Origin of the sequence: Rhodococcus sp. SBT000017 (assembly GCF_003688915.1) — a bacterium.
GTDB lineage: Bacteria > Actinomycetota > Actinomycetes > Mycobacteriales > Mycobacteriaceae > Rhodococcoides.
Genome location: NZ_REFU01000001.1, coordinates 3538055 through 3551021, shown reverse-complemented (window position 1 = coordinate 3551021; position 12967 = coordinate 3538055). Strand labels below are relative to the sequence as shown.

The following is a 12967-nucleotide window of genomic DNA, read 5'->3' as shown; positions in this document are numbered from 1 at the left end:
GATCTCGTGGGCGACCACTTCGAAACACAAGTCCTTGCCGACGCACGAGAAGTCGATGTTCGCAGCGCGCTAGCAGCCTCCAAGGGAAAGTACTCCGCCGACGGCGGCACCGTCTTTGTGATGTGGTCCGGGCATGGCATCCCAGACGGCTCACGCGTGCGACTACTGGTCGGTGACAGCAGCAACGACATCGCTTCCGGCTTTGACCCCGTGTCAGTAGCGTCGCATTGCGTACTGACAGGCGCACATCAAATCCTTTGCGTCCTCGATACGTGCCACTCGGGCTCTGCTCTGGGCATCTCTATCAAGGTCGATGACCTGTTCACCAGCCACGGAACGGCAAGCGAATCGAATTGGGTAGGGGTTCTGACCTCGTGTGCAGCGAATGAAACCGCCCGCGAACAGACCCTTGGGCCTGCGCTAGCCGATCTGTTGACAAGCGGGCCAGACCCAGTAGGAAAGCACGCAGACATCCTTCGACGTCGCTGGAACGTACACAGTGAATTCATCCGTGGCGACGATCTCTGCGACGCGCTGATCAAACAATGGGACGACTCGTCCCACGGGCCTATCCCCCACTTCGCCACGGCGGGTAGTGCGCTGCCAACGTTCAAGAACCCACTATGGTCACCTGCGGCGTCCGCGATGATCATGCAGGAGATCATCGACGGCGCTGCGGTGCGGCATTTCACAGGCAGGACAGCCGAAGTGGGCATTGTCCAATCCTGGGTCAACCAACGCGAAACAGGGATCTTCGTGATCACTGGAAGTCCGGGCTGTGGCAAATCAGCTCTTCTTGCCTACTCCTTGGTCCAGCACGGTCAACCGGATGATGCAGAAGATGGATCTTTGCAAATCGCTCAGACTCCCTATGCCTATGTGAGTGCGATCGGATTGAATCACAACGCAATTGCTGAACGGATCGACGAACAACTCATAGCGTCAGGTGTACTGGAGCCTCTGAGCAATCCGCGGAACGCCTTCGAGTTGATCGGCGCATTGGAACGAATGGCCCTGTCGGCACCACCGTTGAACGGACCTCACATCCCAATCATCGGCGTGGAAGGCTTGGATGAGACACCCTCCCAGCTCACTGGCGTAATCGATCGACTCCTATCCCCACTGAGCGACTTTGCGACGATCCTGGTGACCGCGCGCCGATCGACAGTCTCGACGAAGGCGGGCCAACTGACTGGCGATCGCGGGGGGATCTCTGATCCCGATGCCACGCCGACATCAGTTCCGCTGGACATCACGGACGTTCTCACGTCCCAGGACAGGGTCCTCGACCTCGACGAAACACACCATCGAGCGTCGGGTTGGGCTTCTCTGACTCAGTCCGTGGTCGACCGATTGTCCGATGTGGCCGAAACTATGAATGCCTCGGATGTGGCCGACGAGCTTCGAAGGATCGGCGGCGAACAGAATCCGCCGCCCTACCTACTAGCTGAACTCGTCTGTGACCACTTAGCGGAGGCCCCGATCGACACCTCTCAGCGTGGCTGGGAGGTGCTACTGGCGACATCTGTCGACGACAGCCTTGACAGCATCGTCGTCGAGCAATCGGTCTCGGATCCGCATCAGCTTTCAGAGCGTCCGGTCGAGGATGCAAACCATCTGTTCGCAGCGCTGCAGTGGGGGTTGGGGGCAGGATTCCCCGAAACAGAGTGGATCGCTGTTGCCAACGGCACAAGCCAGACTCGCAAGTTCGTTCGCGACGATATTGACTGGCTTCTCTCTGCATTTGGCAAGTACGTCGTTGAAGACTCAGAACACGGAACCGCCGTCTATCGCTGTGCGCACCCCTTCATCGCCGACCATTTCCGGTTCAAGGCACTCATCGATCACGAACCCGGGGAAGTTGAACTCCAGGTTGCACGCGTCTTGATCGGCGAAGCCTCTACATCCGAAGCGTTGCGGGGCGCAAATAACCCGACACATCTAGCTCGGTATCTCGGGCAGTACATCATGCGTGCTGGTGGGCCGGGTCTGGATATGGTGCGCGACTATCCGCGAGTGATCCGAGAACAAGATGGGCTCCTCGAGTATCTCACGCTGGGTTCGTCGATCAACGCTCGAGATTCAGGAGACGTGAAACGAGCGACCGAGCTTGCGCAGCAAACAGTCTCAATGCTGCGCGACAAAAGAGACAACGAGGTTCCTCGCCCACTGTTCGGGCAGGCTCACGCACACTTAGCGCTGTGTCTACAAGCAGATGGACAGATCGATCGTGCGCTGGAGGCATCTGGCATCGCAGTCAGGACCTACGAGAACCTCATTCTTGAAAACCGCGAGCTCCTCCCCGACTACGCAGCCGTTGTCCACAACTACGCGACGACCTTGATGGACGCGGGCCAGTCCACGGCCGCGGTGAGGGTGGCGGAGCGTGTTGTCGACTTGGAGAGAGAGTTCGTCGATCGCGGCGGCAACGAAAGCCATTTCAGGTTGGGCATCACACTGAATGTCTTAGCACTTGCATACAGCGCTGCTGGCCGTGACTCGAACGCCGTAGGCGCTAGCCAGCAATCCGTCGACAGCTTGAGGCGAGTATTCGAACTGCGGAACAGAGTCCGGGACCGTCTCGCGCTCGCAGAGTCGCTCAGCAATCTTGGCAGTCACTTAGCCGCGACAGGTGATCTCAGAATAGGACTCTCGGTAACTGAGGAGGCATTCCAACTTGTCGATCAAGCAACGCAGGAGTCTGTACCGGCAGCGAAGCTAGCTGGGTTGAAGAACGACTTTGCGAACCGGTTGTACGAGCTCGGTGATGGTGAGCGCGCGCTTCAGTTGATGTCGGAGGCTATTTCCACCCTCCGAGCAACCGAACGTCCCGCCTTGTCAGAACGCTCCCAGCTCCTAGGTGCGCTCAACAACTATTGCGCAATCCTTCTAAATCTTGGGGCGGTCAGTGCAGCTGCCGACCGCGGTGCCGAGGCTATCCAGTTGGCCCGGAGAATTACCGGGTTGAATCCAATGCTTGTCGGGAGTCTCGCGATGATTCTCGACAATCATGCCAACTGTTTGAGCCGACTGAGTCAGCATCGCTCAGCTATCGAACACACAGAGGAAGCCCTGGCGATCTATCGTGCGATGGCCGACCATGGCAGCGGCCACCTCGGCGATCTGGCTCGTGTGCTGGTCAATTACGCTGACCGGCTGGCACATGTCAACAGAGCAGACGAGGCCGTAGCGAGTGCTGAGGAAGCCCGTGATCTGTACGTCACACTGGCGAGCGCCAACTCCCGGTATGAGATAGACGTTGTGCGAACCATGGCTCAGTTGTCGATACTGCAGCTCGCAGCACACAATCGGGAGGACGCATCGACAACTTCCACAGTGGCTGTCCAGCTTTGCGACGAGCTTGCACAAAGTAGACGAGTTGACGCGGTCCTGATCGCCAATGCGCTCATATACGCACTCGTGCAGGCCACCGTTTGCGTCAGCGATGTAGACCTAAAGCTGGAGTTCTCAGAACGCGTGGTGTCCGCTCTTGAATCAAGCGGACGCGTCACCGAATCCGACTACGCCACCGCCCTACGCAATCTTGCGGCCGTACACGGGACGAGACAAGAGTTCGAGGCAGGCGTCGACATCAGCCGCCGCGCTGTAGAACTATTCACCCAGCTCGCTGGCACAGACCGTGCGTTCGAGATAGAACTAGCCTCCGCTCTTGGAACGCATGCTCGCCTGAGTTTCGCTGTCCCACAACACCGAGCTGGTGCTATCGCGTCAGCGTTGAAGGCTTTGGACTGTTACGGACGTATCCCCGAGCTGACTCCCGCCAACATCGACACATGCGGCGAGGTGCTCGCGTTTCTCGCGACCGATGCGATCGAGGATGATCCGCAGCTGCCCATACCTGCGTACGTCGATCGAATGATGGAGCCACTCGACGGCGTCCAGCGCGCACTATTGATGGGTGCAGTGGTTAATCGACTGCCCGACCTTCATCGATTCGTTCCGACGTGGATCAACAGAGGGCTCGATGCTCTGGGAGAGCTGGACCCCCAACTGAAATTCGGTTTGAGGGCGCTCGCGCGCCGCAAACGAAGCTCGGCATCGATCTTTTTCGACGCCGTCTGGACACAGGACACAGATGCTACACCGCCTTTCTGGTTGACCGTCAACCGAGACCTGTTGAGGTCAGCGATGCAGTGGGGATCGTCGGACACCCACAGCGAAGGTCGCGAGTATCTGCTCCGCCATCCGTACCTTCTGGAACCCACCTTCGAGGCAATCGTCGAGGAGGCCTACCTGGGAATCCGTCCTGAGCGAGTGGTGGAGCTTAGAGTGATTCGAACTGCAGCTGCCGAGCACGGAATCACCGCTGCCTACCAGAATCCGATAGCCTCCGACATCGCCGAGAGTTTTGTCGCTTCAGATCTAGACATGCAGCTCGAACTGCTAGGAACCGACGGCGAACAACTACGCTCGCCCAACGTGTTACAGCAGCTTCGTGTCCGCGCAGAGGCCAACGACAAGTCTGCGCAAACCGCGTCCTTCCTGGTCCGGTTGTCGGAGCACGATCTGCATACTGCCGTTGTCGAAGTCACACACGATCCAGACGGCGCGCAGTCCGTTCTCGAGCGGATCGTCTCCGGGTATGACGAGCCAACTTTGGCACGGGCGACACAACTGCTACTCAACCTCCAGTCCGAGGAGGCGATCAATGCTGAGGTTGCCGCGGTCGCGTCGTTTTTCTTCAGTGCATTTCTCGTCGGCAAGGGCCACCTACAACAAGCCAGGGAACTTACCCAGCTCGTCAGCGACCTTGCGCCCAGCCGTATCGACCCGCTGATCGCCGCAGCGGTTCGCCTAGGTTCCTCACACCCGGAGTTCGCGCAGCTAGTTCGACTCTTCCGTGAGAGTGAGGAATGACAATCAAGGACCTAGTCGTAGTCATCCCGGGCATCATGGGGAGCACGCTGGCAAAGGATGGAAAGCCATTCTGGTCCAACAAAATTGGTCCCATGACAAGCTCGATTGTCCATCTCAGCCGCAATATCGACTACCTTCGTGTGCCGGCGGGCCTTAAGGACGACCATCCTGAAGATGGCGTGGACGCGATAGAACTTATGGGCAACATACATCTTGTGCCTGGTCTGTGGTCCCCAGTCCAGGGTTACGGAGCCCTCGTCACCAGACTGGAGCGCGTCGGCTTTCGCAGAGCCGCCGGTGCCGAAAGTCCGGCTTGCAACTTAGTGCTCTTCCCGTACGACTGGCGGTTGTCGAACCGCTACAACGCCCGCCGCTTGAAGGCAGCCGTGGAGACATCGCTGGGTCGGTGGCGTGAGGCATCACCCGACAATCGAGATGCCCAAGTCATCTTCATCTGCCATTCAATGGGGGGACTGGTGGCCCGGTGGTACATCGCAGTCGAGGGAGGGGCGGAGGTTACTCGTAAGCTAATAACTCTCGGAACCCCGTTTCGCGGATCACTGAAAGCTGTTGCAACTCTTGCGAATGGCCCCCTTCCAGCTCTGGGAAGGGTTGGTGTAGACCTGCACTCAGCGGTGGCTGATCTACCGTCCGCCCACCAGCTGCTGCCGTCCTATGCATGTTTGGACCGCGGAGGGGTTCTGGAGACCATCGAAGGGCACGACCTACCTGGAGTGCATTCCAACGCCATCGATGACGGCATGGCTTTCTACCGCGAACTCGAGAAGGCTGAACAGGGGCTGGGCACCGATCCGATGGTTCACGCCATAGTCGGTACCAAGCAATCGACTGCGGCATCGATCTCGGTCCACGGAGATTCGTTCGCGGTGCACGACCTCTTACAAGGCGCAGACCATGGCGGCGACGGTACGGTTTCCGCCGCATCCATCCCCAAAGGCCGACAGTTGGATGACAATACCCTCAGACGCGTCGCCGAGAAGCACGGCAGCCTCCAAGTGAACCGCGCAGCACTCGACGAGATCGAGGCAATTACAACTTCCCAACCGGTCACATTCAAAACGGCTGTCTCAACGGAGATCGCGGTGTCAGTTCCAGAAATTGCGAACGCATCTGAACCTGTCACCCTCGGCATCTCCTGCCCAGTCTGGCCACAGGCTGTGACCGTGTCGGTGACCGACGAGCAAGGACGAACCCTCTCCCAATCTAACAAGGTCGTTCGCGAAACAACGCAAGTTGTCAAACTCGCGGGACTGCCCCCAGGAGGGCACATCATTCGGGTGTGGGCGGCTAACAGCAGCAAAGAATCAGCAGTGTCCTCGCCCGTGCTGGTGTGGCCGACCTTGTAACTACAGCCCGATCTCATTGACCGCGTTGCCTAACAGGGGGGCGTGTTCACAGCGGTATACCTCCACGGAGTCGAGGCTGGCGTGTCCGGTCTGGCGCGCGATGGCGGATCCGTCGGCACCATTGCGGGTGCCTTGCGTTACCAACCCGGCGCGTAGTGAATGGCCGCCGAGCTTGGCGAGCGCAGCGGGGTCGACCAGTCCAACGCCAAACCCCTTGTCGTGAACGGAAACTCGACCCCCACTACGAAGTTCCGCTCACCTGGTGCGCAGCACCAACTCTGTCGGGTGAGCGTCGGCGGGGGTATCGATGGCGTTGCGTACTGCACGGGCAACGGTGCTGGGCTGCAAGAACTTCGAGCCGTCGTACTCCCCACCCTCATGGGCAACGATCTCGCGCTGCATCTCGGTGTCGATTCGTCCGGGATGGATCGAGGTCACGCGAAGCGTCGGCTCCTCGAGTCGCAGGGCATCTCCGAAGGCCCGTAGCGCGAACTTGCTCGCCGCGTAGCCACCCCAACCCGGGTTCGCGCGAATGCCGGCACCCGAATTGATCAGCACCACATGACCGTTCGCCTTTCGCAGCGCCGGTAGGAGCAGCCGAGTCAGCTCGACGACGGCGATGACGTTCACCTCGTACTGTCGCCGCCAGTCCTCCGCCGTCGACTCCTCGACGGTGCCCAGTGCCGCGACTCCGGCGTTGTGCACCAACACGTCCAGAGAATCGATGCCCGATGCGGCCGCCGCCACCGCGTCGGGATCGGTCAGTTCCACCGGCCACGGGGTAGCCCCTGCCAGCTCCGACGCAATCGGCTCGAGAGACTCGGCCGATCGTCCGCCGAGCAGGACGTGGTGATCCGGGGCGAGCAGTCTGGCGATGTGGGCTCCGAGGCCACGGCTTGCTCCGGTCACCAACGCAGTACGAGTCATGAAGCCAGGTTAGCTAGAAGCTCATCCCCGCCGCGGCCGCCCAGGTCTGGGTGGTGTTCGCTCCGTCGAGTTCTTCGCGAATGATGTCGGCATGTCCCGCGTGCTGGGAGATCTCGCGCAGGATGTGCAGCACCGTGAATCGTGCGCTCTGCCAGATGCGTTCGGGTGCCCAGGGTGCCGTCGGGACCGGGACGGACAGGTCGAGGTCCAAGATCTCCAACGCAGCCGAGGTAGCGCTTGCCAGCTCTTCCCATTCGGCGATCAACCCCGCCACGGTTTCGTCGTCCGCCATGACGTACTCGCCGCCGGCGGATTCCATGTCGAACTCGGCTGTGTCGTCGAGATCGGCGATCACCTTCATCCAGTGCCGTTCGTTGTTGATCACGTGATGCAGCAGCCCGCCGAGGGTCAGTTCGCTGGCGGTTGTGCGGGCGCGCGCCTGCTCGTCGTCGATTCCGCGGACGGTGATGAGGAAATTCGCGCGCTGTTCGTCGAGCATCTTGGTGATGTCGGTGTTCTCGGTGGTCATTGTTTCCTCCTGGGTGGGCTGGTGAAACCCACACTAGGAACAATCGAGGACAGGTTCGGTCCGCAATCGAAACAAGCGGAATCGCGCGCGCGGACGCAAACTATATGCATGGGCGATCGAGGTTTCACTTCCACGCAGCTGGCGGCGCGCGCGGCATATCTGCTCAGGGGTAACGACCTGGGCACCATGACCAGCGCGGCCCCGCGGCTGTATCCGCACATGTGGAGCTGGGATGCGGCGTTCGTCTCCGTGGGGCTGGCTCCGCTGAGCGTGGAGCGGGCCGTGGTGGAAATGGACACCTTGCTCTCCGCGCAGTGGAAGAACGGGATGATTCCGCACATCGTTTTCGCCAACGGTGTCGACGGCTACTTCCCCGGGCCTGCGCGGTGGGCCACCGGCACGCTCGCGTCGCACGCACCGATGAGCCCGCAGACCTCGGGGATCACCCAACCGCCGGTCCACGCGATCGCGGTGCAGCGCATCCTCGATCACTCCAAGCGCCACGGACGTACGACGCGTGCCGTCGCCGAGGAGTTTCTCGATCGCCGCTGGGGTGATCTGGTGCGGTGGCATCGATGGCTCGCCCAGGCCCGCGATGTCGACGACAACGGACGAATCGCGGTCTTCCACGGCTGGGAGTCGGGGATGGACAATTCGCCACGTTGGGATTCGGCCTACGCGAATGTGGTTCCCGGAGAGATGGATCCGTATTTCCGAGAGGACAAGGCGGTGATCTCCGATTCCTCCCAGCGGCCCAGCAATCTCGAGTACGACCGCTACATCTGGCTGGTGGAGGAGATGAAGCAGGTCGGGTACGACGACGATGCATTGAAGACGAAGATGAGCTTCGCCGTCGAGGATGTGTTCGTCAGCGCCATCTTCGCGGTGGCATGCGATGTGCTCGCGACCATCGGCGAAGACCATTCGCGTCCCCACTCCGATGTTCGGGAGCTGCGGTCGTGGGCGGAGAAGTTCCGCAAGGGAGTCATCGCGACGACGGACGCGCGCTCCGGTGGGGCCCGTGACTTCGATCTGCGGACGGGCCAATGGATCGGCACCGAGACCATCGCGATGTTCGCACCGTTGCTGTGCGGCGGACTGCCCCGCGAACAGGAACGCAACCTGATTCGGCTTTTCGAGGGCACCCGGTTCTGCGGGCATCCGGATCTGCGGTACGCGGTTCCGCCATCCACGTCCCCGGTGTCGAAGGACTTCCGTGCCCGTGAGTACTGGCGCGGCCCGGTATGGCCGGTGATGACGTGGCTGTTCTCGTGGGCGTTCGCGCGTCGTGGGTGGTCGGAGCGGTCACTGTCGTTGCGAGACGAAGGCTTGCGCCAGGCCAGCGACGGCAGCTTCGCCGAGTATTACGAGCCGTTCACCGGCAAGCCGCTCGGCAGCATGCAGCAATCCTGGACGGCCGCGGCCGTGCTGGACTGGCTGGGGTAGCGAGAAAGGTCAGCCGAGGTAGCTGTCGACGAGGGGGCCGACGACGTCGAACGAGGTGGCGTCGGGCACGAGGTACTTGGCGACGGTGCCGCAGACGAAGGGGTGCCACGCGGAACCGGAATCGGTACCGAGGGACGAGACGGCGAGGACGTTGCCGAAGTAGATGCCGGGCAGGTGGCGCTGAACCAGTTCGTCGTTGTGCGACGCCACGGCGAGCAGTTCCTCGACGTGGCTGCGATCGATCTCGTCGCCCATGGCTCCGAGGAGATCGGCACTCTCGGCGCGGGCCCGGACAGGGTCACTGTCGAGCAACGTCAGTGCGCCGACGGTGACGCCCCGGTTCTGCAGTTCGACGGCGATGGCGTGGGCGAGAACTCCACCGAACGACATGCCCAGGAGGTGGACGGTGCCGTCGGTCTGGATGCGAACGATGTCGTCGGCGTACTGCGCCGCCAATGCTGCGAGGGACTCGGCACGCTCACCGGACGCGGGTACCTGGACGCCGTAGATGGGGCGGTCGTCGTCGACGTGGGCTGCCAGGCCCGCGTAGCAATCGACCAGGCCCACCAAGGGGTGGATGCAGAACACGGGATCGAGGTCTCCGGTGGTTCGGATCGGCGCGATGGTCGGCACCGCGTAGTCGGACGGGTCGAGTTCCGTGAGAGCCAGATGCGATAGATCGTTCACGACAGTCATGGGTGCGCCTCCGAGCCAAGAGATGTAGTTCGTGTTTCCATTGGGTTTGTTCGTGCCGACTCTGGGTATGTCGCTGCCGGCGGCGTGAGTGTTACCCACGTCTCATTACCGAGGACTCAACCACGTCTGTGGACAGAACGCATTAGTGACTGTTCACCATTGAGTGCCCAGGTCCGGGCCCCTAATCTCACCCGAGTGGTCTTCTCCCGCACGTCGCGTGCCCTGTTCGGATTGTTCTCGGCCGGTGTCATCGCCTGTGCTGCGCCCGGCATCGCGTCGGCCGTTCCGCAGGGCCCGGACGTCTCGTCGTGGCAACACATCGACGGCACCGCGATCGATTGGCACGCCGTCAAGGCTGCAGGCCACGGATTCGCGATGGTCAAGGCCACCGAGGGTCTGGATTACGTCAACCCGTACTTCGTCGAGGACTCCGTCGTCATGCGCACGGCGAACGTGGCGCGCGGGGCGTACCACTACGCCGATGTGACGCTCTCACCCGAGTTGCAGGGCGCGTACTACTCGGCACTGGTGCTGGGCATCAACGGTCCGGGTGATCTGCCGCCGGTGCTCGACCTCGAAGATGCGAAGGGGAGGTCGCCGGCCGAGGTGATCGACTGGACGCACCGGTACCTCGATACCGTCCAGACGCTGACCGGACGTCAGCCGATCATCTACACCTATCCGAACTTCTGGCGGACAGCGATGGCCGACACCCACGAGTTCAACAACTATCCGTTGTGGATCGCCGACTACAACGACGAGCTGGGGCCGCTGCCCGGAGGCTGGACGAACTGGCTGTTCTGGCAGTTCACCGACCGCGGCACGATTCCCGGAATCGACGGGCGTACCGACATCAATCACTATGCGGGCACACCCGAATCGCTGCGCGCACTCGCTCGGTGGTGACGCCCGTCTACCTGTACGTCTCGCAACCACTCCGGTAGCGCGAAAGCGCCCGCAGTCGAGTGTCTTCGACTACGGGCGCCTTCGGTTCACTGTCGATCCTGAACTGCTACGCCGACTTCCACACTGCGACGACGGAGGGCCGCGGCTGGGTGTCGCCGCCGTCGGGCCAATGCGAGATCGGTGCGTCGGCGGTGGCGTCGTCGCTTTCGCCCGGGTGCTGCACACACACCACGACCCGCTCGTCGGAGACGATGGGACCGCAGGTCTCGCCGCCGGCGGGAACCGTCAGGAACTGACGGGTCTCACCTCGGCGTGGCCCGTCGAGCACCACGGCGAACAGGCCGTCGTTGGAGTCGAGGGCGTTGCCGTCGGTGGAGACCCACAGGTTGCCCTTCGAGTCGAACGCCAGGTTGTCCGGGCACGAGATGGGGCTGACCTGGCTCTTGTCGAAGCCGCCGAAGTACGTGTCGGCCTCGTTCGGGTCACCGCACACCAGCAGCAGGTTCCAGGTGAAGGACGTGCCCGCGTGGTCGTCTTCGATCTCGAGCACCTGGCCGTTCTTGTTGGTGTTGCGGGGGTTGGCCTCGTCGGCGGCTGCCTTGCCCTCGGTGCCTCGGTTGGAGTTGTTCGTCAACGCGACGTAGACCTTGCCGGTCACCGGGTTGGGCTCGAAGTCCTCCGGACGGTCCATCTTGGTGGCGCCCACCTTGTCGCCGGCCAGGCGGGTGAACACCGCGACCTCCTCGGCGTTCATGCCGTCGACCATGGACTCGCCGCGGCCGTCCTCGTTGGTGCGCAGCAACGGAATCCACGTTCCGGTGCCCTTGAACTCGCCGCTGGCGGGAAGGGTGCCGGAGCCGTCGATCTCGTCCGGGGAGTCGCCGGTGAGCGTTGCGACGTACAGCGTGCCCGCGTCCAGCAGCGTCAGATTGTTTCGCATCGCGGCTGCACCGGTGCCGGGCATCATCTTGCGGCTCGAGACGAACTTGTACATGTAGTCGAAGCGCTCGTCGTCGCCGCTGTAGGCGACGACGGTGCCGTCGTCGGTGACGTAGATGGTGGCGGCCTCGTGCTTGAAGCGTCCCAGCGCACTGTGCTTGATCGGAGCCGACTGCGGATCCCACGGGTTGACCTCGACGATGTACCCGAATCGGTTGGGCTCGTTGGGTTCCTGTGCAAGGTCGAAGCGCTTGTCGAAGGTCTCCCACTTGCGATCGCTGGCGGCACCCTCGATGCCATAGCGGGCGAGCCGGTCTGCAGCGACGGTCTCGGTGACCGACTCCGCATTGCCGAAGTACTGGTTGAAGTTCTCCTCGCCGGAGAGCACTGTGCCCCACGGCGTCAGACCGCCCGAGCAATTGTTGAACGTGCCGAGCACGCGAGTACCCGTCGGGTCGGTGCTGGTCTTGAGGAAGTCGCTGCCCGCGGCGGGGCCGGTGACGACGAATTCCGTGGTGCCGGTGATACGACGGTTGTACTGGCCCATCGCTGGGGTGAGCTTGCCCGAGTTACCCTCGCCCTGAACCTGAACCACCGTCAGACCGTGCGCGGCGAGCGCTACGTCGAACTGCTCGCGCGTCGGGTTCTCCTCGTCGTAGCCCTTGAACATCGCCGGCTCGGTGGTGTACTCGTGATTGACCACCAGCAGGAAGGCGTTCGGGGTGCCCTCCACCGGCAGCAGGCCAGCGAAGTCGTTGTTGAAGCCGAACTGCATCGCCTGCGCCGCACCGGTCTGGTTGTCGAAGTCGAACGCCGGAGCGCCCTCGACCACCGGATCGCCCCAGCGGATCACGACGGCCTGCTCGTGACCCTCGGGTATCACGACGGCGTCCTCGGTGTTCGGTTCGACCGCAACGAAATCCACGCCGTCGACGGGCGGGGTGTCGGCACCCGACGTGCTCGAGGTCGCGCCCCCCGTGGTGGCAGGCTCGTCGGTCGAGCACGCCGCGAGAGCGCTGCCCGCGCCCACGGCGAGCACTGCCATGGCACCGCCCTTGATGACGCCGCGCCGCGACATCGCGGTCTTGACGATGTCGCCGAAGTACTCACCCTTCGACGTATTGGGAACCTCGTGGAAACATGCATCCCCGCACTTGTACTTGCACGTCAATGATGATCGCTTGGAGCTTCCGTCGTGAACAGCGAACAAGGGTAGTGGCTTCATGAGTGGGCACGCTGTCACCCAAAAGCGAAAGTAAAGGAACGTTCAGGTGAAGTC

8 protein-coding genes and 1 pseudogene are annotated in these 12967 nt (G+C 62.0%); 4 read left to right on the top strand and 5 right to left on the bottom strand.

Annotated elements, in window-relative coordinates; genetic code table 11:
* Nucleotides 1-6 precede the first annotated feature (6 nt).
* Together AYK61_RS16600 and AYK61_RS16595 are read left to right on the top strand one after the other, a co-directional pair.
* Entirely contained in the window at nt 7-4878 is a 4872-nt protein-coding gene (locus tag AYK61_RS16600; RefSeq protein ID WP_147458341.1) for a tetratricopeptide repeat protein, read from the top strand.
* Nucleotides 4875-6245 carry a triacylglycerol lipase gene (locus tag AYK61_RS16595; RefSeq protein ID WP_121871604.1) on the top strand — a complete coding sequence of 457 codons (1371 nt, stop codon included), beginning with the start codon at nt 4875-4877 and terminating at the stop codon, nt 6243-6245. The genes AYK61_RS16600 and AYK61_RS16595 overlap by 4 nt, the downstream gene beginning before the upstream one ends.
* Here the strand turns inward: AYK61_RS16595 and AYK61_RS27955 are convergent.
* The 3 genes and pseudogenes from AYK61_RS27955 to AYK61_RS16580 all read right to left on the bottom strand — a co-directional run.
* Nucleotides 6246-6437, bottom strand: a pseudogene (locus tag AYK61_RS27955) (integrase); the annotation flags it as partial.
* Between the two features lie 63 nt (nt 6438-6500).
* Complete coding sequence (locus tag AYK61_RS16585) at nt 6501-7172, bottom strand: SDR family oxidoreductase (RefSeq protein WP_121871603.1); 672 nt, start codon at nt 7170-7172, stop codon at nt 6501-6503.
* A 13-nt stretch (nt 7173-7185) separates the two neighbouring features.
* On the bottom strand, nt 7186-7701 hold the full coding sequence (locus AYK61_RS16580; protein ID WP_121871602.1) for a DinB family protein: 516 nt from the start codon (nt 7699-7701) through the stop codon (nt 7186-7188).
* A gap of 108 nt (nt 7702-7809) precedes the next feature.
* Between AYK61_RS16580 and AYK61_RS16575 the strand changes: the two genes are divergently transcribed.
* Nucleotides 7810-9147 (top strand): amylo-alpha-1,6-glucosidase, encoded by a 1338-nt coding sequence (locus AYK61_RS16575; RefSeq protein ID WP_121871601.1) that lies wholly within the window; start codon nt 7810-7812, stop codon nt 9145-9147.
* Nucleotides 9148-9156: 9 nt separating this feature from the next.
* Here the strand turns inward: AYK61_RS16575 and AYK61_RS16570 are convergent, their stop codons facing one another.
* Nucleotides 9157-9843 (bottom strand): thioesterase domain-containing protein, encoded by a 687-nt coding sequence (locus AYK61_RS16570; RefSeq protein ID WP_121871600.1) that lies wholly within the window; start codon nt 9841-9843, stop codon nt 9157-9159.
* A 195-nt stretch (nt 9844-10038) separates the two neighbouring features.
* On the opposite strand from AYK61_RS16570, the gene AYK61_RS16565 reads away from it, so the two are divergent.
* A complete protein-coding gene (locus tag AYK61_RS16565; RefSeq protein WP_121871599.1) occupies nt 10039-10749 on the top strand; it encodes a glycoside hydrolase family 25 protein in 711 nt (236 codons plus the stop codon).
* 106 nt (nt 10750-10855) lie between these two features.
* Here AYK61_RS16565 and AYK61_RS16560 read toward each other — a convergent pair whose 3' ends face one another.
* On the bottom strand, nt 10856-12913 hold the full coding sequence (locus tag AYK61_RS16560) for a PhoX family phosphatase (RefSeq protein ID WP_121871598.1): 2058 nt from the start codon (nt 12911-12913) through the stop codon (nt 10856-10858).
* Nucleotides 12914-12967 lie beyond the last annotated feature (54 nt).